Raw genomic sequence first — 19,840 nt, 5'->3', positions numbered from 1 at the left:
GGAGAGAGTATGGCTATTTCATTCGTACGTATCGACGACCGGGTCATTCACGGTCAACTGGTGACCCGCTGGGCGAAAGAGCTGCCCTGCGACGGCATCGTGGCGATTGATGATGAGGTCGCGGCAGATCCGCTGTTGTCATCGGTGATGAAAGGGGCAGTGCAGGACACCAAGGTATGGCTGTTCACCGTACAGCAGGCGATAGAAAAACTGCCGAAGGTGATCGCCAGCGACAAGCAGTACTTCGTGATTGGCAAATCGCCGGTCACGCTGCGACGGCTGATGGAAGCAGGAATCGACCTCAGCAATCGCAACAAGAAAATCAACGTCGGCCCGATGTCTGCCCGCAAAGACACGGTGACTATCGGCCCGAATCAATCCGTGACGGTAACAGAGTCGGAAGCCTTCGATTTCCTGACCGAACACGGCCATTCCATCGAATTCCGTTTAGTCCCGGACGCCAGCCATTTCAGCTGGCTGGATGCAAAAAAGAAACTCAAATAAGCCTGAACGGCGGGAGTGAACTATGTGGTTTGAAGCGACGCTTATCGGGATACTTTGCTATCTCGGCGCGCTGAGCAGCCCCTGGCTGCTGGGACTGACCGGAGGCTGGTATATTCTCAGCCGTCCGCTGGTCTCCGGCATGTTGGTGGGGGCTATCCTCGGCGATGTACAGACCGGCATCATCATTGGTGTGGCGGTACAGGCGGTTTATATCGCCATGGTTACACCGGGCGGATCGATGCCGGCCGACCTCAATTTTGTAGCATTCCCGGCGATTGCGCTGGGCATTCTTTCCGGTAAGGGGCCCGAGGTGGCCGTCGCCCTGGCAGCGACTATCGGCATCATGGGCACCGTGCTGTTCAATGCCATGATGGTACTCAATTCCTACTGGAACCACCGCGCGGATCTGGCGGTGGAGCGCGGGGACGAACAGGGCATTTACCTTAACAGCGCCATCTGGCCGCAGGTCACCAACTTCCTGCTGCGCTTTGTACCGACGTTTATCGCCGTCTTTTTCGGGGCGCGCTATATCAACGCCTTTATGGACAGCTTGCCGACGCTGGTGCTGACTACCATGAACGTGGTCGGCGGCATTCTGCCTGCGGTCGGTATCGCCATTCTTCTTAAGCAGATTATTAAAAGCTACAGCATGCTGATTTACTTCCTGGTGGGGTTCATCTGCATTGTTTTCCTCAAGCTGAATATGGTGGCGCTGGTGATTGTCGGCGCGCTGCTGGCATTGATTCACTACAACTATAAGCCAGAGCCGCAGGCGGCTGCCGCACAGGCCGCGCCTCAGGCTGACGATGAGGATGAATTCTGATGGATACGCCAACACCAAAATTGAATAAGCAGGACCTGCGTCGTTGCTGGCGCAGTTGGATGATGTACAACCTGTCGTCGATGAGCTTTGAACGTCTGGAATCTTACGGTTTCTGCCTGAGCATGATGCCGGCGCTGAAAAAGCTGTATCCGGAAAAACAACAGCGCATTGAGGCCATTCGCCGCCATACTTCGTTCTATAACACCGAGCCGCAGCTGGGCGCGATTGTTAACGGCATGGTGATAGGGCTGGAAGAAAAACGTGCCAACGGCGAGCCGATCGACGGTGAAACCATCAATACGCTCAAGGTCGGCCTGATGGGGCCGGTGGCCGGTATCGGCGACTCCATGGTGCCGGGCATGTTGCTGCCCATTTTGTTGAGCATCGGTATGGCGCTGGCTGCCGGCGGCAGCGTGATTGGCCCGTTATTCTACATTATGGCGTTCAGCCTGATCGTCATTCCCGGGTCTTACTGGCTGTTTATGAAGGGCTACCATATGGGCTCCGGCTCGGTGGAAATGCTGGTCAGCAGCAAGTCCTCACGCCTGCGAGAAGCGCTTTCCCTGCTGGGAGTGTTCGTTATGGGCGGCGTAGCCGCGAGCTACGTCAAACTGGGCACCGGCCTGGAGTTCATCACCAAAGACGGGGTGAATATTCACCTGCAGCAAATGCTGGACGGCATTTTCCCTAACCTGATGCCGCTGATCGTGGTGCTGATGACCTGGTATCTGATGGCCAAGCGGGGATTGTCACCGGTGAAAGCGATGTTGGGGCTGTTGGCCCTGGCAGCGGCAGGGGTGGCCTGCGGCTTGTTCTCCTGATACCCGTCGCCCTTCAAGCTGCAGCCAGGCGCCTGGCTGCAGCTTGAAACTCATAGGGTAGAAATTTCCTATTATTGAATTAGACAGTAGTCTTTAGGGCTCAAACCGCTGCCATTTTTCCGCTACGCTGCCCGGTTTGGAAATGAACTGGAAGCGCGCCGGATCGGTTTCAAACTGCGAGTAGAGCGGGGCATCACTCAGACCGAATTCATGGTATTGGCGTGGGCCGATGGCGTGCAGCCGGCCGGATTGATAACGTGGGTTCTGTTGCCAGATTATATTGTCGCCCTGCAATAGCGGGTACCACGCCAGTCCTTTGTATTCACGCACGGCATCGTATTCAAAGCCATATTCACGATCGCACCAGGCAGCGAAGGTCAGCGGCTGGTGAGGATCGGCAGAAATCGTGGCGTGGGCCCAACCCGGCGGCACCAGCACTTTCTCGCCGGGTCCGGCGTGGACGGCGAAGCAGCGGCCCGGTTCATATTCCACCCGTTCCTGCATGTAAATGATCGCCTTTCCCTGCCAGATTTCATACAACTCCGGTGGTGACCAACCGCTGTGCGCGCTGATACGGTGTACGTGTCCCTGGCTGCGTATCGGCTCTTGGCCCAATTGCCCTTGGGCATAGGTGACAATACCGAACAACAGCATGCGTTTCTTCAATTCGGCCAAATGTTGCTGTTTCGCGACGTCCATCGCGATGGCATAAACCTGCTCTGGTCCCTGGCAGTCAGGGTCGCGCAGGGAACGGCGGATTTGCTCCAGCGTGCGTATCTCCGGCAAGGGGCCAATCACGTCATTGCCATAGCCAAATCCCATCGGGCTGTCGCTAATACGGACATCAAGCCCAAATCGCAGCATTGAGTCACTCATATTGCGCCTCCGCCTTCCAGCCATCGCCATCGGCAAAGACCCGCAGCTTGAAACCCTGAGGCTGCAACGCATCGTAGTTGTGGCCGGCGACCGTTGGCCACACCGCCAGCGCAGAGAGCACGTCATTGCCGGTATTGATCAAACGGTGGGCAGTAAAGGAGGGGATATGATGAACGCTACCGGGGGAAACCTGTTCCAGCGTACAAGCGCCGTCCTGGTGTTGCAGCAACAGCAAACCTTGGCCCCGTAGGCCAAAATAGAACTCGGCCTGTTCTGGCCGCTGGTGAATATGCCCGCGGGTCATAAAGAATTCGTCGCCCACCCGGCCAGGTTGCAGATGAGTTGTGCCGACAAACAGCTCGCCTTCCTGCTGCACGGAAGGCAGCATTTCAACCTGATAGACGGCAAGCTCCGCCGATAAGCTTTGCCAGGCCACGGCATCGGCAAAGATCCCCGCCAGGCTGCCCAGCGTCGTGGATTTGCGTTGAACATCAGGTGCGGTAAAGCATCCGTCCGCCAGGTTGACCTGCGGTGGGATCATGGACGTCAGTTTCATATCTGGTTGCTCCGCCCGAGGAGAACAGACGCTTCGAGTATAGAAGGTTAATCGATTAATCACCAGGCGAAATGCATAAAAAAAGCGCGATAAGATCGCGCTTTTTACCCAAGAACTGAGCCGTTAGCCGAGAATGATATGCGGATAGAAACGCGACAGATCCTGGGTGATCAGTTCACGATCTTCGCGCAGGCCGATACCGCAGGGTTGATCGTCCACCAGCCAACTGCCGATCAGCGTATAGCTGCCTTCGAACTGGGGCAGCGGGTGGAACTGCTGCACGATCATGCCTTCTTCGCCGTAAGGGCCATCGACGCTCGCGACCTGCTGGCCGTTCTGCACGATCTGGATATTGGCGCCTTCGCGTGAGAACAGCGGCTTGGTGACGTAGTGGTCAAGCTGCGGGTGCTCGTCTTCTGCAAAGTAGGCCGCCAGCAGATTTGGATGATCCGGGAACATTTCCCACAGCATCGGCAGCAGTGCCTTGTTGGAAATGATGCTTTTCCATGCCGGCTCCAGCCAGCGTACGCCGGCGTCTTCCAGCTTGGTGGAAAACATCTCGCGCAGCATGAACTCCCACGGATAAAGCTTGAACAGGTTACCGATGACCTGGTTCTGCAGGTCGGTAAACTGGCCTTTTTCACCCAGGCCAATCTCTTCCATAAACAGGAATTCGGTCGGCACGCCTGCTTCCAGCGCGCAATCTTGCAGATACTGCACTGTCCCGCGATCTTCTTCGCTGTCCTGGCAACAGGCCATATGCAGCAGGCCAAAACCGTGGTGCGCTTTCAGATCGGCGAAACGCTCGATCAGCTTTTCCTGCAGGCTGTTGTACTGATCGGATTCCGGGCTAAGGTTGCCCGCATTGATCTGATCTTCCAGCCACAGCCATTGGAAAAAGGCTGCTTCATACAGCGAAGTTGGCGTATCGGCGTTGTTCTCCAGCAGCTTGGGCGGGTTAACGCCGTCGTAGGCCAGATCGAGACGCGAATACAGCGAAGGCTGGTTGGTGCGCCATGAACTGCGCACAAATTCCCAGGTGTGTTTCGGGATGCGGAACTTGGTCATCAGCGCGTCGCTGCTGACCACTTTCTCTACCACCTGCAGGCACATCTGGTGCAATTCAGCGGTAGCGTTTTCAATTTCTTCAATCTGCGCCAGCGTGAATTGGTAATAGGCATCCTCACACCAGTAGGGTTCGCCGTACATGGTGTGGAAGCGGAAGCCAAATTCGGTGGCTTTTTCGCGCCAGTCCGGACGCTCGGTAATCGCAACGCGTTTCATGCATTAACCGCCCATGCTGCGTGAGCCGGAATTGGACGTTGCGCTGCTGCGCTGCATGCTGGTTTGCTTGGCCACGGATTCACCGAAGCCACCGCGGGTGACGGTATTGGTCACTGCCGGTTTTGGCGCCATCGCGGTTTTCGGCACCGTCATGGTGCGGCCGCCTGCGGTGGCTGGGCCGTAGCTCTTGCCACTGGCGTCAACAAACTTGCCGTTTGCCGGGCTGGCTGCATTTTTCGAGGTGAACAGCGGTTGCTGAGCAAAACCGGAGCCGCCCATCATGCGGCCCATCATGTAACCGGCCATCAGCGGCATCCAGAAGCTGCCGCTGCTCTGCGACTCTGCGGCCATGCCGGCCTGGGCCGGAGCAGGTGCCTGAGTACATTGAGCTTCGCCGAACTCGGCGACGCAGTCTTCGCGGGTTGCGTATTTCGGCGCCGTTTTCTCGGCTTCTTTCAGGGCGTTGTTATAGGCGGTGGTGCACTGCTCGCTCATGGAAGGGTTGTTGCGCGAACAGTCGTCGGCATTCTGATACATGGAGACAGTTTCATCGCTCTTCTCGCAGCCGGCCAGCATAAAGACTGCGCTGATCGCCAAAGCCACGGGGGCAACACGGTAGTTGCGCCAGGATTTGCGGAACGTCTCTTGGTTGATGTTTTTTGTCCGTTTCATCGTTAGTAATCCCATCAGTCGGGCTGTTTTCGCCCTTTCCCAGTAGTGGCCGTAAGAATAGGGGAAAGATGGTCAAAATTAAAGCTGAAACGCCCACAGAATCCACTCTTTACGCAGTTATACGTTGGGCTGTGCGCCAGCTCGCTTTACTGACTAAAAAAGCGGCGTCAGGGTTTCATTATGGAACGTGAAGGGGAAAGTAATGTTCCATAATGAAACGAAAAATCCCGAGATCGCAAAGCGAGCGGCAAGCCCTATAGTCAGTCCATAACAACGCGGCGGCACAAGACCGACGCAGCATCACCTGATATCTGAACGTTACCATCGCCAATTTCCCTACAAGGATCCGGTTATGTTGAGAATCATCCAGTCTCCAGGCAAGTACATTCAGGGCGCCAACGCATTGGCCGCCGTGGGCGAATACGCCAAAAACCTTGCTGACCATTATTTCGTGATTGCCGACGACTTCGTGATGAAGCTGGCGGGCGATACCCTGATGGGCAGCCTGCAGCAGCACGGGGTGAAGCACCATGCCTGCGTGTTCAACGGCGAATGCTGCCATAAGGAAATCGACCGGCTCGGCCGGGAGCTCAAGGCTCACGGCTGTCGCGGAGTGATTGGCATCGGCGGTGGCAAAACGCTGGATACCGCCAAAGCGATTGCGTATTACCAGCATCTGCCGGTGGTGCTGATCCCGACCATCGCCTCTACCGATGCGCCGACCAGCGCGTTATCAGTGATTTATACCGAACAGGGCGAATTTGCCGAATACCTGATTTACCCACGCAATCCCGACATGGTGGTGATGGACAGTGCAATTATCGCCAAGGCCCCGGTGCGGCTGCTGGTGGCAGGCATGGGCGATGCGCTGTCGACTTATTTTGAGGCGCAGGCGTGTTTCGATGCGCAAGCCACCAGTATGGCGGGCGGCAAATCGACGCTGGCAGCCCTCAGTCTGGCGCGCTTGTGTTATGAGACGCTGTTGGCGGAGGGCGTCAAAGCCAAGCTGGCGGTCGAGGCCGGAGTGGTGACGGAGGCGGTCGAACGCATTATCGAGGCCAATACCTACCTGAGCGGCATCGGCTTTGAAAGCAGCGGATTGGCGGGAGCGCATGCCATCCACAACGGCTTTACCGTGCTCGAAGAGTGCCATCATCTGTACCACGGCGAGAAAGTGGCTTTTGGCACGCTGTCGCAGCTGGTGCTGCAAAACAGCAGCATGGAGCAGATCGAAACGGTGCTGGATTTCTGTCAGCAGCTCGGTTTGCCGATCACGCTGGCGCAAATGGGGGTTAGCGGCGATGCGGCAGAGAAAATCATGGCGGTTGCCGAAGCCAGCTGCGCTGCCGGCGAAACTATCCACAACATGCCGTTCAAGGTCACGCCGGCCAGCGTTCAGGCGGCCATTCTGACGGCAGATCGGCTGGGCAATGCCTGGCTGCAACGACACTCAAGCTGATGCCGCAGGGGCGCAGCAGGCTGCGTCCCGTGGGCCAAACGAGGAAATAACCGTGAAGAAACTGATTAATAAGGTGGAGTCGGTACTGGAAGAGCAACTGCTGGGGCTGGCAGAGGCGCACCCGGAGCTGTTGGTGCATCAGGAACCGGTGTTCGTCACTCGCGCCGACGCGCCGGTCGCGGGCAAAGTGGCGATCCTGTCCGGCGGCGGCAGCGGCCATGAGCCGATGCACTGCGGCTTTGTCGGCGAAGGCATGCTCGACGGCGCCTGCCCGGGCGAAATTTTCACCTCGCCAACGCCGGACAAAATGTACGAGTGCGGCCAGGCGATCGACGGTGGTGCCGGGGTGTTGCTGCTAATAAAAAACTATACCGGCGACGTGCTGAACTTTGAAACCGCCACCGAGCTGCTGCATGACAGCGGCGTCCAGGTGGCGACGGTGCTGGTGGACGATGACGTGGCGGTCAAAGACAGCCTGTTCACCGCCGGACGTCGCGGGGTGGCCAATACCGTGCTGATGGAAAAATTGCTCGGTGCGGCAGCGGCGCGCGGCGACGATCTGGATAGCCTGGTGACGCTGGGCCACAGCATCAACAATCACGGGCATTCGATCGGTATTGCGTTGGGGGCCTGTACCGTACCGGCCGCCGGCAAGCCCTCGTTCGTGCTGGCGGAAAACGAGATGGAGTTTGGCGTCGGCATTCACGGCGAGCCGGGCATTGCGCGGCGTCCGTTTACCACCCTCAATGCGGCGGTGGACGACATGTTTCATACCCTGATAGACCATGGCCATTACCAGCGCACCCTCCGCGTTTGGGATCGTCAGCAGGGGGAATGGCGTGATGAAGCGCAAACCAAGCAGCCGCTGACGCGCGGCGATCGCGTGATTGCATTGGTGAATAACCTGGGTGCGACGCCTCTGTCCGAGCTGTATGGCGTCTATCACCGTCTGGCGGAACGTTGCGCAGAAGCAGGCTTGATCGTCGAACGCAGCCTGATCGGTTCTTACTGCACGTCGCTGGACATGCAAGGGGTTTCAATCACGCTGCTGAAGGTGGATGACGAGTTGTTGTCGCTGTGGGATGCGCCGGTGAAAACGCCTGCGCTGCGTTGGGGTTGCTGAGGAGGAATTATGGCGTTAACCAAACAACAAGTGGTCGATTGGCTGATGCGTTGCGGCGAAGTGTTTACTCAGCAGCGCGATTTCTTGACCCGGCTGGATACCGAGATCGGCGACGCCGACCACGGGCTTAATATGAACCGCGGCTTCAACAAGGTGGTGGAGAAACTGCCTTCGGTGGCGGACAAAGACATTGGTTTTATCCTGAAAAACACCGGCATGACGCTGCTGTCCAGCGTGGGCGGCGCCAGCGGTCCGCTGTTTGGCACCTTCTTCATCCGTGCGGCGCAGGCGGCGAATGCCAAACAGAGTCTGGATCTGGCAGAGCTGCATCAACTGATGCAGGAAGGCGTTGACGGCGTAGTGATGCGCGGCAAGGCGGAACCGGGTGATAAAACCATGTGCGATGCCTGGTGGGCGGTGGTGGACAGCCTTGGTCAGTCGGTTGAGCAGCAGCTTGGCGTCGCGGAAGCCCTGCAGCGCGCCAGTGAGCGGGCAGAACAGGCGGTCGAAAGCACCATCACCATGCAGGCGCGCAAAGGGCGAGCCAGCTATCTGGGTGAGCGCAGCATCGGTCATCAGGACCCGGGCGCAACTTCGGTGATGCTGATGATGAAAACGCTGGCAGAGGTCGCCGGCCAATAGCAGGAGGCGAGATGATCAATATCGTTGTTGTTTCACACAGCGCGCAGTTGGCTCGCGGCGTTGAGGAACTGGCATTGCAGATGATGCGTGGCGACGGCTGCAAGCTGGCGCTGGCAGCGGGTGTCGATGATGCGGAGCACCCGATAGGCACCGATGCGATCAAGGTGATGGAGGCGATAGAATCGGTGGCTGAGGGCGCGGGCATTGTGGTGCTGATGGACCTGGGCAGCGCGCTATTGAGCGCCGAAACCGCCATCGATCTGCTGGATCCGGCGCTGGCCGCCAAAGTCAGGCTGTGTTCGGCGCCGTTGGTTGAAGGGACGCTGGCCGCCGTGGTTGCCGCAAATGCCGGCGCGGGGTTGGAGCAGGTGTTGGCCGAGGCGCAGGGCGCGCTGCAGGCCAAGCAGGCGCAACTGGGCGAGGGTACTGCGCCCGTGGTCAAAAAGGTTGAATTACCGCTGACGCAGGGGAAAAGCGTCAGTTGGACGGTGCAGAACCCACATGGGCTGCACGCCCGCCCGGCGGCCCGGCTGGCGGAAGCGCTGGCGCCGTTTGATGCCGAACTGGTGCTGGAAAAGCAGGGGCAGTGCGCCAATCCTCGCAGCCTTAACCAGCTGGCATTGTTGCAGGTGCGCCATGGCGACACCATCCGGCTGATTGCCGACGGTGCGCAGGCCGACCAGGCGCTGGCGGCCTTTAGCGCATTGGCGGAGCAGCACTTTGGTGAAACCGTCTCTGAGCAAAGTTTACCTTCGCTGCACGGTATCCCGGTGGCGGAAAGCGTCACCAGCGGCCCGGTTTGGCAGGCGTACAGCTTCTGCCCGGCGATCACCGAACGCCAGATTGGCGCCGATGACGTACTCAACGAACAGCAGCGGCTGCGTGAAGCGCTGCAACATACGCTAAGCGATTTGAACCGCCTGGCGGAGCGCACCGGCTCGTTGATTGGCAAGCCACAGGCGGCGATTTTCGGCGCGCACAGCATGTTGCTGGACGATCCGGACCTGCAGCAGGCGGCCTACACTCGCATTGCCCGTCAGCAATGCAGTGCCGAGCAGGCCTGGCAGCAGGAGATGGAAGCGATAGCTGAGGAGTATCGCGCGCTGGACGACGAATATATGCGGGCGCGTGAGCTGGATGTGCGCGACATGCTGCGCCGCACCTTGAGCCATCTGCAGCAGCAGCCGTTGCCGTTAATCACGCTGACCACACCGTCGATTCTGGTGATGGACGAACTGATGCCGTCTGACGTGGTGATGTTAGATCGCCGACTGGTGCTGGGCATCTGCCTGAGCGGTGGCAATGCGCTGTCGCACAGCGCGATCCTCGCTAAGGCGATGGGGATCCCGATGGTGATTGGCATGCACGACTGCATGAGCAAAACCCGCAACGGCCAAAAAGCGATGCTGGATGCGGCACGCGGGGTATTGCAGCTCAGCCACTGACGGCCGCCTCAGGCGCGCAGCTTAAACTGGCGGATATCAATTTGATACTGTTTGATTTTCCGCCACAGCGTAGTGCGGCCAATCCCCAGCAGCTGCGCCATTTCATTCAACTGCCCGCGGCTGACGTTGGCCGCGCGAATGATCGCCTGGCGCTCCATTTCCGCCAATGTTAACAGCGGCATACCCGGCTGCGGATCGCTTTCCAGTAAGGGTTGTTGACCGAGCAGGTGCTCGGGCAGATCGGCCAGTTGCAGGTGGTGGCCGTGGCACATCATCGCCGTGCGCTCCACCACGCCTTTCAGCTCCAGATCGTTGCCGGGCCACAGATAGAGCCCAAGTTGGGTCATCACCTCGTCGTCTACCCGGAAGCGGCACTGGAAATGCTGTTCCAGCGTACGCAGATGATGCTTCACCAACAGTGGAATATCGCTTAGGCGCTGGCGTAACGCCGGGATCTGGATCTCGAACGCCTGCAGGCTGTAAAACAGCTGACGGCGAAAGCGATTTTGCTGCACCAGCAATGGCAGATCGGCGGCGCTGCTGGCGATCACCCGCACGTCGACGGGGATCACCCGGTTAGAGTTGAGCCGCATTACCACGCCGGTTTTCAGCACCTGTAACAGTGCCGACTGCATTTCCATCGGCAAATACTCAATCTGCTCCAGGTACAGCGTCCCGCCGTTGGCCAGTTCAAACTTGCTGAGCTGGCCCGCTTCCTCTTCGTTGGCGTCGCTGCCCAGCAGCTCGCGCAGCCCCTGGGCCTCCGGCAATAGCTGACAGTTGAGGGCGATATAGGGCCCGGCGGCGCGATCGCTGGCATTGTGGATCGCCTGACTGAGCTGTTCCTTGCCGACGCCTTCTTCGCCACACAGCAAAATGGGATGCTGCCCCTTCGCCGCCTGTTGGCCATAGCGGATCAAGCGACGCATCTCCAGCGAGGCGGACGGCATCTGTTCAAAGCTGTGGCTGACGCGCCCCAATTGGCTGCTGACATACTGGCGCAGCCTTTCCAGCGGGTGCAGCAGGGCGATAAAGCTGCAGCGTTCGCCGTCGAAGATCGGCTTCAGGGTCAATAGCGTTGCGATAAACTGCCGCTGGCTCTCAAAGGTGACTTCAACGTGCTGCAGCGCCTGACGCTGGGCGATAGCTCGGTTGAGCAACGCGGGCAGCGTCAGCAGCTGTGTCAGCGGTTTGCCCTGGCTTTGCTGCTCATCCAGTTTCAACAGGGTGGCGGCACGCTGGTTGATGTACTGCAGATAGCCGCGATGGTCCCAGGCCATAACGCCGTCATCCACGCCGTCGAGCAGGCCGTAAAGCTGGTTCAGGTGGCGGTTGGACTCGGCGAGGAGGCCGTCGGCATTCAGCGAATTGCCGATTTCGCGTGCCAGCGCCAGCGTCAGGGACAGATCGCCGGCGGCGCAGTCGGCCAGCAGACAGCCCAGCGCAATTGACCCGCGTTGACGGCCGCTGTTGTCATAGACCGGGGTGGCGCAGAATGACCAGTCGTGCAGCGCCTGACGCACGTGCTCGCTGCCGCGTACCTGTATCGGATGCCCCTCCGACGCCGCCAGCGACGGTGCATTGGTGCCGATATCACCTTCCGCCCAGTAGGCGCCGGGGGTAAACCCCAACAGCTGCAGACGTTCGCGAGTCAGGACATCGCCGCACAGCCACAGCATGCAGCCGCTTTCGTCGAGGATAGCCAACAGGCAGCGGCGCTGTTCCATGTATTCGCAGGCGTCCTCCAACGCTGCCTGGCCGAGCGTCAGCAGATCGTTCTTACGCTGGCAGATTGACGCAAAAGTCGCGCCCAGCGCGCAGTGGGGGGCTTTCCACACCGCAGGCTGCATCAGGCTGCGACAACGTAGCCAGGAAGCATAAATTGCCGGAGCAGGGCGCTGGGCCGGCGGCAGTTCGCCTTCGATCAGGCGTTGCCAGCGTGAAGTGTTCTCCATCGGATCCCATCCAAACGAGATAAAGCGATAGCCGTGATGATATCACCCCCTCTTCTTTTCGACGGTTTGCCGTTGCCATATTGACGATGAAGATCACATCGCAGTGATTTGCCGCTTTTCTGTTATTTTTATTTCTCATAACCTGTCATACAGGTTGATAGCTTCTGCCTGAGGGGCAGGGTACGAATCCGTAATCGGTGATAAATAAAATTTTTTTCTTCAGGAGATAAGGTGATGAAACTGGGTTTCGGTCTGTACAAGCATATGCTGGATGATGAGCACTTTGCCTTTGCTCGCCAGTGCGGTGCGACGCATGTCGTGGTGCACATGGTGGATTACTTTCATCGAAACGATCGTTTTTCTCGTTCGAATCAGCCCGTGGGCGATACTCAAGGGTGGGGAACGGCACAGGCGGAGATCTGGAGCACGGAAGATCTGCTCGATATTCGTGCCCGGATGGAGAAATTCGGCCTGACATTTTTTGCCATCGAAAACTTCGATCCCAGTCATTGGGACGACATTCTGTTTGATGGCCCCAAAAAAATCAGCAGATAGAAACGGTTAAACAAATTATTCGCAATGTGGGTGCCGCCGGTATTCCCGTTTTTGGCTATAACTTCAGCCTGGCCGGGGTCGCCGGTCGAATAGAGGAAAATAAAGCGCGTGGCGGAGCAAAAACCGTTGGGCTAAACGGAGCCAATGAGCAAACAGAAAGCCCGCTACCGGCCAGCATGGCGTGGAATATGGTGGTGGATGAAGATGCTACAGGGTTGAGAGAGGTGACGACGAAAGAGCAGCTTTGGCAGCGTCTTGAGTGGTTCCTGGCGCAGATTGTCCCGGTGGCGGAAGAGGCTGGCGTCAGGCTGGCAGCGCATCCGGATGATCCACCGCTCGAGTTTGTACGCGGTCAGCCGCGGTTGGTCAATCAACCGCATTTGTATCAAAAATTGCTGAATTTGCAACCCAGCCACGCGAATGCGCTGGAATTCTGCCTTGGCACTATCGCCGAAATGTCAGCGGGGGATGTTTACCAGGCGGTGGAGCAGTACGCACAACAGGATGCCATTGCCTATATCCACTTTCGCAATGTGAAAGGCAAAGTGCCGTACTACCATGAAACCTTTATCGATGAAGGTGACATAGACATGCCGAAGGTGTTGCGAGTGCTAAAAGAGTGCAAATTTGACGGTGTATTGATCCCCGATCATTCGCCGCAGATGAGCTGTGAGGCGCCATGGCACTCGGGTATGGCCTATGCGATGGGATACATGAAAGCACTTATGCAGGTTATTTGAGCCTTTTCTCGATTTTCAGCCAGTTCTTCTGCCCAAATGCCCAGAAGTGAATTCCTGCTATTGGGGCTGAGGATCCAAATCTATAAGCCGAGACAAAAAAAACGGGGCTGGCAGATGCCATACCCCGTTTTCAATGCTGTGCGCGAATCAGTTGCGGAATGGATTACCGCTGTTGCGTACAGGCGGAGTGGTTGTGCTCACCGGCGCAGAGGTCCGGGTAGCGGCAACCGGTGCCGGCGCTGCGCTTTGCTGTGCAGGCGCATTATCCTGATAACCGTCGGCATAAGCGTCTTGCGCCGTGGTCGGTGGCGCTACTACGTCTTGCGAGGTAGAGATTGGTTTGCCCAATGCACCGTTCAACAGCATCAGGTCGTTCTCGTTCAAGGTACCGAGCGCGAACTTGATGTTCAACTGGTTGATCAGATAGGTATAACGCGCGCTGGAGAGCTGTTGCTTGGCGTTATACAGCGTGGTGGTGGCATCCAGCACGTCGACGATGGTGCGAGTACCGACCTGATAACCTGCTTCCATTGCATCCAGTGAACTCTGAGCCGACACCACTGCCTGTTTGTAGGCGTTGATGCTACTGATCGAGGCGTTAACGTTATTGAACGAGGAACGAACAGTCTGCACCACGTTACGGTGCGCACTTTCCAGTTGCTCACTGGCGCCGACGAAGTTGTACTGTGCTTGTTGCACCTGCGAGTTGGTCTGGCCACCGCTGTAAAGCGGCATATTAAAGCTCAGGCCCACTTTGTTCTGACCAATATCGGCGTCTGGCGTTGAATTACGCGAGCCGTTGTTTTTGGTGTTACTGACTGCCGTGGACGCATTGAAGTCAATCGTTGGCATATAGCCGGTTTGCGCAGAGCGGATCTGCTCGCGGGCCAGATCCTGGCTCAGACGGGCGGATAACAGGCTCAGGTTGCGGCTTTCGGCCTCTTTCAGCAGATTATTCACTGCTTCCGGGCGCTGGGTGCTGAAACGGTCGGTATTCAGCGAAGCCAGTTCCGGGTAGAAGGTGCCGGTGACCTGGCGCAGTTTTTCCAACGCGTTATCCAGCGTGTTACGGGCAGTGACTTCCGCCGCCAGCACCGTATCGTAGTTGGAACGGGCGTTCTGCACGTCGGTGATCGCTACCAGACCAACGTTAAAGCGCTGAGTGGTTTGATCCAGGGTGCGATATACCGCCTGTTTCTGCGCTTGGGTATAGGACAGCGAATCGATGGCGCTCAGCACGTTGAAATAGGCGGTGGCGGTATCGAGGATCAGCTGTTGCGACGAAGTCTGGAACGTCACGTCGGAGATGCCGGCAGTTTTTTCCTGCAGCGTCAGCGCGCGCCATTTCGACATGTCGAAGATGGTTTGGGTCAACGCCAGTGAACCACTGGTGGCATCGCTGTTCTGATCGCGACTGTCACGGTAGCCATTGGTGTGGGTATAACCCGCACTTAACCCCAACTGTGGCAGTAAGGGGCTGCGCGCTTCATTGATTTTTTCGAATGCGGCGTCACGGTCAGCGGCGGTTTTGCGCAGATCCGGGTTACTTTCCCTGGCCTGTTTGTAGACCTGCAGCAGGTTCTCTGCCTGGCTCATTGCACTGAAGCCGCCCAGGCTCAGTCCGATAAGAAGGGGGAGCAGTTTCTTCATTTGCATTCCTTGTTGTGCAGCAATATTGCTATGTAGTTAGCGCTGACGATAGACGAAATAGTTGCCGATTCTAACAGAGTCTGTTGTACGCATAAGGTGGCGGAATGTGCCATCTTGCGTAACTTTTACCTTTCAGGCCGCCTGTTTACCTTAGTTCAACTGGCTGCGTACGTCACACCTGATATCATGGCTCACAATCTATCATAAAGCCGCGGAAGATTATCCCGCCGTTTCTGTCATCAAAACTGTTTATTTTATCGGCATACTCACGCAGGAGAATTCGCTTATGAGCCACTCGCAGCCATCGCCCGTTACTCTCGATAAAAATGATGTAGAAATTATTGCACGTGAGACACTTTACCGTGGTTTTTTTTCACTCAATTTATATCGCTTTCGTCACCGTTTATTCAACGGCGATATGAGCCCGGAGATTAAGCGCGAAATTTTCGAGCGTGGGCACGCGGCGGTGCTGCTGCCTTATGACCCGGTGCGTGACGAAGTGGTGCTGATTGAACAACTGCGCATCGCTGCGGTCGATACCAGTAGCTCGCCCTGGCTACTGGAAATGGTGGCGGGTATGATCGAAACCGGCGAAAGCGTTGAAGACGTGTGCCGCCGCGAAGCGCAGGAAGAAGCCGGCGTGACGGTCGGGCGCTGCAAGCCGGTGCTGAGTTATCTGGCGAGCCCAGGCGGCACCAGCGAGCGCTTGTCGATCATGGTCGGCGAGGTGGACGCCACCACGGCGGAAGGTATCCATGGACTGGAAGAAGAGCATGAAGATATCCGTGTCCATGTGGTCAGCCGCGAACAGGCTTACCGCTGGGTTGAAGAGGGCGCGATTGATAACGCGGCATCAGTGATTGCATTGCAGTGGCTGGCGTTGCACCATGAATCGTTGAGAAAAGAGTGGGCCAACTAATGAAACAGCGCTATACCCCTGATTTCCCCGAAATGATGAGATTGTGCGAAACCAACTTCGCGCAATTGCGCCGCTTGTTGCCGCGCAACGATGAAGTGGGCGAAACGGTGACTTATCAGGTGAGTGGCGCCAGTTATCGTCTGACTATTGTTGAATCCACACGCTATACCTCGCTGGTGCAGATTGAGCAGACCGTCCCGGCGGTCAGCTACTGGAGCCTGCCTGCCATGACGGTGCGCCTGTATCATGACGCGATGGTTGCGGAAGTGTGTTCAAGTCAGCAGATCTATCGCTTTAAAGCGCGTTATGATTATCCCAACAAAAAGTTGCATCAACGCGACGAAAAGCATCAAATTAACCAGTTTCTTGCTGATTGGTTGCGCTACTGTTTGGCGCATGGAGCGATGGCGGTTCCGGTTTGTTAGACAGACTGAGATAACAAAGGACACCATTTGGAAAGCCTGTTTAAACCGACCGTGGCAAGTGGGGCCAGGGTCAGGATTCTGCAAATAACAGATACCCACCTTTTTGCCGGCGAAAATGAGACTTTGCTCGGCATCAATACCTATCGCAGCTATCACGCGGTGTTGGACGCCATTTTGGCGCAGCAGCGTGATTTTGATTTGGTCGTCGCCACCGGTGATTTGGCCCAGGATCATTCATTGGCTGCCTACCGGCATTTTGCCGAAGGTATTGCCCGTCTGCCGGCGCCTTGCGTCTGGTTGCCGGGTAACCATGACTTTCAGCCGGCGATGGTCGACGCATTGGCCGCCGCCGGTATCGCCCCGTCAAAGCAGGTGCTGGTGGGCGACCACTGGCAGGTATTGCTGCTGGACAGTCAGGTTTTCGGCGTGCCGCACGGCGAACTGAGCGAGTACCAGCTTGAGTGGATGGAGCGCTGCCTGCAGGCCTATCCCGAGCGCTATACCCTGATGCTGCTGCACCATCATCCGTTGCCTTCCGGCTGCACCTGGCTCGATCAGCACAGCCTGCGCAACCCACACATGCTGGGTGCGGTGCTGCTGCGCTACCCGAAAGTGAACACGCTGCTGTGCGGGCATATTCACCAGGAGCTGGATCTGGAGTGGCAGGGGCGTCGTCTGCTGGCGTCGCCCTCTACCTGCGTGCAGTTCAAACCGCACTGCACCAATTTTACCATCGACGATGTTTCGCCCGGCTGGCGCTATCTTGACTTGCTGCCGGACGGCCGTATCGAGACGCAGGTTTTCCGATTGGAAAACGACGACTTCCGCCCCGACATGGATTCGGATGGGTACTGATGCCTTCTACGCTGCTCTATCTGCACGGTTTTAACAGTTCGCCGTACTCGGCCAAAGCGACGTCCTTCAAGGCGTGGCTGGCCGAGCATCATCCGCATATCGAAATGTTGGTGCCACAGCTGCCAGTCTTTCCGGCTGAAGCCGCCGAAATGATCGAGAATCTGGTGATGGAGCGTGCCGGGCAGACGATGGGCCTGGTTGGTTCCTCGCTGGGTGGCTACTACGCGACCTGGCTTTCGCAGTGTTTTTCACTGCCAGCGGTAGTGGTTAACCCTGCCGTGAAGCCGTTTGAGCTGCTGATTGACTACCTTGGCGAAAACGAGAACCCCTACACCGGCCAGCAATATGTGTTAGAGTCACGACACGTTTACGATCTGAAAACGATGCAGATCGATCCCTTGGAGTCACCGGATTTAATCTGGTTGCTGCAACAAACGGGCGATGAAATTCTCGATTATGGGCAAGCGGTGGCCTATTACACTGCGTGCCGTCAGACGGTGGAATCGGGTGGAAACCACGCTTTCGTCGGTTTCGAGCACTACTTCCCCCAGATTGTGGATTTTTTAGGGCTCAACGCTGTCTGAGCAGACGGTTCCGGCACCTTCCTTTAACCACGAAAAAATAATCAACGATGACTCAATCCAGCTATAACGCTGATGCCATTGAAGTACTCAGCGGTCTAGAACCAGTGCGCCGTCGTCCCGGCATGTATACCGACACGACGCGCCCCAATCACCTCGGCCAAGAGGTGATAGATAACAGTGTCGATGAAGCTTTGGCCGGTCACGCCAAGCGCATCGACGTGATTTTGCACGCCGATCAGTCACTGGAAGTGATCGACGACGGCCGCGGCATGCCGGTGGATATCCACCCTGAAGAAGGCGTACCTGCGGTTGAGTTGATCATGTGTCGTCTGCACGCCGGCGGTAAATTCTCCAATAAAAACTACCAGTTCTCCGGCGGTCTGCACGGCGTGGGGATCTCGGTGGTTAACGCCCTGTCGAAACGGGTGGAAGTCAACGTCAAGCGTGACGGTAACGTTTACAGCATTGCCTTCGAAAACGGCGACAAGGTGCAGGAATTGGCGGTGACCGGCAGCTGCGGCAAGCGCAATACCGGCACCAGTATCCACTTCTGGCCTGACGAGCAGTTCTTCGACAGCCCGCGTTTCTCGGTATCGCGCCTCAGCCACCTGCTGAAGGCCAAAGCGGTGCTGTGCCCCGGCGTTGAAATTTACTTCATCGACAAGCTGAACAACACCGAGCAACGTTGGTGCTATCAGGACGGCCTGACCGATTACCTGATGGAAGCGGTCAACGGCTTGATCACCCTGCCGGAAGCGGCCTTTGTCGGTAACTTCTCCGGTGATACCGAAGCGGTGGACTGGGCGTTGCTGTGGCTGCCGGAAGGCGGTGAACTACTGACCGAAAGCTACGTCAACCTGATCCCGACCATGCAGGGCGGTACCCACGTCAACGGCCTGCGTCAGGGCCTGCTGGACGCGATGCGTGAGTTCTGCGAATTCCGCAATATTCTACCGCGCGGCGTTAAGCTGTCCGCCGAAGATATCTGGGACCGCTGCGCCTATGTGTTGTCGGTCAAGATGCAGGATCCGCAGTTCGCCGGCCAGACCAAAGAACGTTTGTCGTCGCGCCAGTGCGCGGCCTTCGTTTCCGGCGTGGTGAAAGACGCCTTCAGCCTGTGGCTGAACCAGAACGTTCAGGCGGCGGAACAATTGGCCGAGTTGGCGATTTCCAGCGCCCAGCGGCGTTTGCGTGCCGCCAAAAAAGTGGTGCGCAAGAAGCTGACCAGCGGGCCGGCATTGCCGGGCAAACTGGCCGACTGTACGTCGCAGGATCTGAACATGACCGAACTGTTCCTGGTAGAAGGGGACTCGGCGGGCGGTTCAGCCAAGCAGGCGCGCGATCGCGAATATCAGGCGATCATGCCGCTGAAAGGCAAAATCCTCAACACCTGGGAAGTGTCTTCGGACGAAGTGCTGGCCTCGCAGGAAGTGCACGACATTTCCGTGGCGATCGGCATTGACCCGGACAGCGAAGATCTTAGCCAACTGCGTTACGGTAAAATCTGTATCCTGGCGGATGCGGACTCCGACGGTTTGCACATTGCCACGCTGCTGTGCGCGCTGTTCGTGCGTCACTTCCGTTCGCTGGTGAAGGGCGGCCACGTGTATGTGGCGATGCCGCCTCTGTACCGTATCGATCTGGGCAAAGAGGTGTACTACGCGCTGGACGAAGAAGAGAAAGCCGGCGTGCTGGAGCAGTTGAAGCGCAAAAAGGGCAAGCCTAACGTTCAGCGCTTTAAAGGGCTGGGCGAGATGAACCCATTGCAGCTGCGTGAAACCACGCTCGATCCGAATACCCGCCGTCTGGTGCAATTGACGGTGAGTGACGACGATGTGGATCAGACGCTGGCGATGATGGATATGCTGCTGGCCAAGAAGCGTTCAGAAGACCGCCGTAACTGGCTGCAGGACAAAGGCGATATGGCCGAGCTTTCTGTCTGACTGTCAGGC

20 protein-coding genes are annotated in these 19,840 nt (G+C 57.4%); 14 read left to right on the top strand and 6 right to left on the bottom strand.

The genetic code is table 11. The features are described 5' to 3' along the window. Window positions 1-9: 9 nt before the first annotated feature. Genes H0S68_RS21390 through H0S68_RS21380 form a run of 3 tightly spaced genes read left to right on the top strand, consistent with a single transcriptional unit; the run spans window position 10 to window position 2,148 of the window. On the top strand, window positions 10-504 hold the full coding sequence (locus H0S68_RS21390; RefSeq protein WP_410529009.1) for a PTS system mannose/fructose/N-acetylgalactosamine-transporter subunit IIB: 495 nt from the start codon (window positions 10-12) through the stop codon (window positions 502-504). A gap of 22 nt (window positions 505-526) precedes the next feature. Beyond that, a complete protein-coding gene (locus tag H0S68_RS21385) occupies window positions 527-1,327 on the top strand; it encodes a PTS mannose/fructose/sorbose/N-acetylgalactosamine transporter subunit IIC (protein ID WP_020828702.1) in 801 nt (266 codons plus the stop codon). Beyond that, the gene (locus H0S68_RS21380; protein ID WP_020828701.1) at window positions 1,327-2,148 is read left to right on the top strand and encodes a PTS system mannose/fructose/sorbose family transporter subunit IID; all 822 of its coding nucleotides are present in this window, start codon (window positions 1,327-1,329) and stop codon (window positions 2,146-2,148) included. The genes H0S68_RS21385 and H0S68_RS21380 overlap by 1 nt, the downstream gene beginning before the upstream one ends. 93 nt (window positions 2,149-2,241) lie before the next feature. Here the strand turns inward: H0S68_RS21380 and H0S68_RS21375 are convergent, their stop codons facing one another. From H0S68_RS21375 to H0S68_RS21360, 4 genes are all read right to left on the bottom strand, one after another. After that, window positions 2,242-3,024, bottom strand: a complete 783-nt coding sequence (locus tag H0S68_RS21375) for a glucose-6-phosphate isomerase family protein (protein WP_046372596.1) — start codon at window positions 3,022-3,024, stop codon at window positions 2,242-2,244. Further along, window positions 3,017-3,580, bottom strand: coding sequence for a glucose-6-phosphate isomerase family protein (locus tag H0S68_RS21370; RefSeq protein ID WP_217331592.1), 564 nt, complete (start codon window positions 3,578-3,580; stop codon window positions 3,017-3,019). Before H0S68_RS21370 ends, H0S68_RS21375 begins: the two co-directional genes overlap by 8 nt. Window positions 3,581-3,703: 123 nt before the next feature. After that, window positions 3,704-4,864 (bottom strand): glutathionylspermidine synthase family protein, encoded by a 1,161-nt coding sequence (locus H0S68_RS21365; protein ID WP_020828698.1) that lies wholly within the window; start codon window positions 4,862-4,864, stop codon window positions 3,704-3,706. 3 nt (window positions 4,865-4,867) lie between these two features. Further along, window positions 4,868-5,536, bottom strand: coding sequence for a DUF1190 family protein (locus tag H0S68_RS21360; RefSeq protein WP_020828697.1), 669 nt, complete (start codon window positions 5,534-5,536; stop codon window positions 4,868-4,870). A 352-nt stretch (window positions 5,537-5,888) separates the two neighbouring features. Between H0S68_RS21360 and H0S68_RS21355 the strand changes: the two genes are divergently transcribed. The 4 genes from H0S68_RS21355 to dhaM are packed head-to-tail and all read left to right on the top strand — an operon-like array spanning window position 5,889 to window position 10,205. Continuing rightward, the gene (locus H0S68_RS21355) at window positions 5,889-6,995 is read left to right on the top strand and encodes a glycerol dehydrogenase (RefSeq protein ID WP_046372598.1); all 1,107 of its coding nucleotides are present in this window, start codon (window positions 5,889-5,891) and stop codon (window positions 6,993-6,995) included. A 52-nt stretch (window positions 6,996-7,047) separates the two neighbouring features. Continuing rightward, window positions 7,048-8,118, top strand: a complete 1,071-nt coding sequence (gene dhaK, locus H0S68_RS21350) for a dihydroxyacetone kinase subunit DhaK (protein ID WP_041415710.1) — start codon at window positions 7,048-7,050, stop codon at window positions 8,116-8,118. A gap of 9 nt (window positions 8,119-8,127) precedes the next feature. Beyond that, window positions 8,128-8,760 (top strand): dihydroxyacetone kinase subunit DhaL, encoded by a 633-nt coding sequence (gene dhaL, locus H0S68_RS21345; protein WP_020828694.1) that lies wholly within the window; start codon window positions 8,128-8,130, stop codon window positions 8,758-8,760. 11 nt (window positions 8,761-8,771) lie between these two features. Next, entirely contained in the window at window positions 8,772-10,205 is a 1,434-nt protein-coding gene (dhaM, locus tag H0S68_RS21340) for a dihydroxyacetone kinase phosphoryl donor subunit DhaM (RefSeq protein ID WP_122080260.1), read from the top strand. An 8-nt stretch (window positions 10,206-10,213) separates the two neighbouring features. Here the strand turns inward: dhaM and dhaR are convergent, their stop codons facing one another. Beyond that, the gene (gene dhaR, locus H0S68_RS21335) at window positions 10,214-12,160 is read right to left on the bottom strand and encodes a dihydroxyacetone kinase operon transcriptional regulator DhaR (RefSeq protein ID WP_046372601.1); all 1,947 of its coding nucleotides are present in this window, start codon (window positions 12,158-12,160) and stop codon (window positions 10,214-10,216) included. Between the two features lie 231 nt (window positions 12,161-12,391). Between dhaR and H0S68_RS21330 the strand changes: the two genes are divergently transcribed. Together H0S68_RS21330 and H0S68_RS21325 are read left to right on the top strand one after the other, a co-directional pair. Then, on the top strand, window positions 12,392-12,715 hold the full coding sequence (locus H0S68_RS21330) for a hypothetical protein (protein WP_410529008.1): 324 nt from the start codon (window positions 12,392-12,394) through the stop codon (window positions 12,713-12,715). Window positions 12,716-12,741: 26 nt separating this feature from the next. After that, window positions 12,742-13,455, top strand: coding sequence for a mannonate dehydratase (locus H0S68_RS21325; protein ID WP_410529007.1), 714 nt, complete (start codon window positions 12,742-12,744; stop codon window positions 13,453-13,455). A 147-nt stretch (window positions 13,456-13,602) separates the two neighbouring features. On the opposite strand, the gene tolC is transcribed toward H0S68_RS21325, so the two are convergent. Then, window positions 13,603-15,105, bottom strand: a complete 1,503-nt coding sequence (gene tolC / locus H0S68_RS21320; RefSeq protein ID WP_046372603.1) for an outer membrane channel protein TolC — start codon at window positions 15,103-15,105, stop codon at window positions 13,603-13,605. Between the two features lie 286 nt (window positions 15,106-15,391). Between tolC and nudF the strand changes: the two genes are divergently transcribed. From nudF to parE, 5 genes are read left to right on the top strand one after another with little or no spacing between them, the layout of a single operon-like run. Further along, on the top strand, window positions 15,392-16,024 hold the full coding sequence (gene nudF, locus H0S68_RS21315) for an ADP-ribose diphosphatase (protein ID WP_020828689.1): 633 nt from the start codon (window positions 15,392-15,394) through the stop codon (window positions 16,022-16,024). Then, window positions 16,024-16,449 carry a DUF1249 family protein gene (locus H0S68_RS21310; protein ID WP_020828688.1) on the top strand — a complete coding sequence of 142 codons (426 nt, stop codon included), beginning with the start codon at window positions 16,024-16,026 and terminating at the stop codon, window positions 16,447-16,449. Before nudF ends, H0S68_RS21310 begins: the two co-directional genes overlap by 1 nt. A 27-nt stretch (window positions 16,450-16,476) precedes the next feature. Further along, complete coding sequence (gene cpdA, locus H0S68_RS21305; RefSeq protein WP_020828687.1) at window positions 16,477-17,304, top strand: 3',5'-cyclic-AMP phosphodiesterase; 828 nt, start codon at window positions 16,477-16,479, stop codon at window positions 17,302-17,304. Continuing rightward, a complete protein-coding gene (gene yqiA, locus H0S68_RS21300; protein ID WP_020828686.1) occupies window positions 17,304-17,888 on the top strand; it encodes an esterase YqiA in 585 nt (194 codons plus the stop codon). Before cpdA ends, yqiA begins: the two co-directional genes overlap by 1 nt. 47 nt (window positions 17,889-17,935) lie before the next feature. After that, on the top strand, window positions 17,936-19,831 hold the full coding sequence (parE, locus tag H0S68_RS21295) for a DNA topoisomerase IV subunit B (protein WP_020828685.1): 1,896 nt from the start codon (window positions 17,936-17,938) through the stop codon (window positions 19,829-19,831). The last annotated feature ends 9 nt before the right edge of the window (window positions 19,832-19,840 follow it).

The organism is Serratia sp. AXJ-M (assembly GCF_046531865.1).
GTDB classification, from domain to species: Bacteria; Pseudomonadota; Gammaproteobacteria; order Enterobacterales; family Enterobacteriaceae; genus Serratia; species Serratia liquefaciens.
The sequence above is the reverse complement of the archived record's forward strand: the minus strand, read 5'-3'. Positions and strand labels throughout refer to the sequence as shown.

Excerpts from the sequence above, each read along its gene's own strand:
- H0S68_RS21390 (WP_410529009.1), top strand. The coding sequence starts at position 10 with ATGGCTATTTCATTCGTACGTATCGACGACCGGGTCATTCACGGTCAA.
- H0S68_RS21385 (WP_020828702.1), top strand. The coding sequence starts at position 527 with ATGTGGTTTGAAGCGACGCTTATCGGGATACTTTGCTATCTCGGCGCG.
- H0S68_RS21380 (WP_020828701.1), top strand. The coding sequence starts at position 1,327 with ATGGATACGCCAACACCAAAATTGAATAAGCAGGACCTGCGTCGTTGC.
- H0S68_RS21375 (WP_046372596.1), bottom strand. The coding sequence starts at position 3,024 with ATGAGTGACTCAATGCTGCGATTTGGGCTTGATGTCCGTATTAGCGAC.
- H0S68_RS21370 (WP_217331592.1), bottom strand. The coding sequence starts at position 3,580 with ATGAAACTGACGTCCATGATCCCACCGCAGGTCAACCTGGCGGACGGA.
- H0S68_RS21365 (WP_020828698.1), bottom strand. The coding sequence starts at position 4,864 with ATGAAACGCGTTGCGATTACCGAGCGTCCGGACTGGCGCGAAAAAGCC.
- H0S68_RS21360 (WP_020828697.1), bottom strand. The coding sequence starts at position 5,536 with ATGAAACGGACAAAAAACATCAACCAAGAGACGTTCCGCAAATCCTGG.
- H0S68_RS21355 (WP_046372598.1), top strand. The coding sequence starts at position 5,889 with ATGTTGAGAATCATCCAGTCTCCAGGCAAGTACATTCAGGGCGCCAAC.
- dhaL (WP_020828694.1), top strand. The coding sequence starts at position 8,128 with ATGGCGTTAACCAAACAACAAGTGGTCGATTGGCTGATGCGTTGCGGC.
- dhaM (WP_122080260.1), top strand. The coding sequence starts at position 8,772 with ATGATCAATATCGTTGTTGTTTCACACAGCGCGCAGTTGGCTCGCGGC.
- dhaR (WP_046372601.1), bottom strand. The coding sequence starts at position 12,160 with ATGGAGAACACTTCACGCTGGCAACGCCTGATCGAAGGCGAACTGCCG.
- tolC (WP_046372603.1), bottom strand. The coding sequence starts at position 15,105 with ATGAAGAAACTGCTCCCCCTTCTTATCGGACTGAGCCTGGGCGGCTTC.
- nudF (WP_020828689.1), top strand. The coding sequence starts at position 15,392 with ATGAGCCACTCGCAGCCATCGCCCGTTACTCTCGATAAAAATGATGTA.
- H0S68_RS21310 (WP_020828688.1), top strand. The coding sequence starts at position 16,024 with ATGAAACAGCGCTATACCCCTGATTTCCCCGAAATGATGAGATTGTGC.
- yqiA (WP_020828686.1), top strand. The coding sequence starts at position 17,304 with ATGCCTTCTACGCTGCTCTATCTGCACGGTTTTAACAGTTCGCCGTAC.
- parE (WP_020828685.1), top strand. The coding sequence starts at position 17,936 with ATGACTCAATCCAGCTATAACGCTGATGCCATTGAAGTACTCAGCGGT.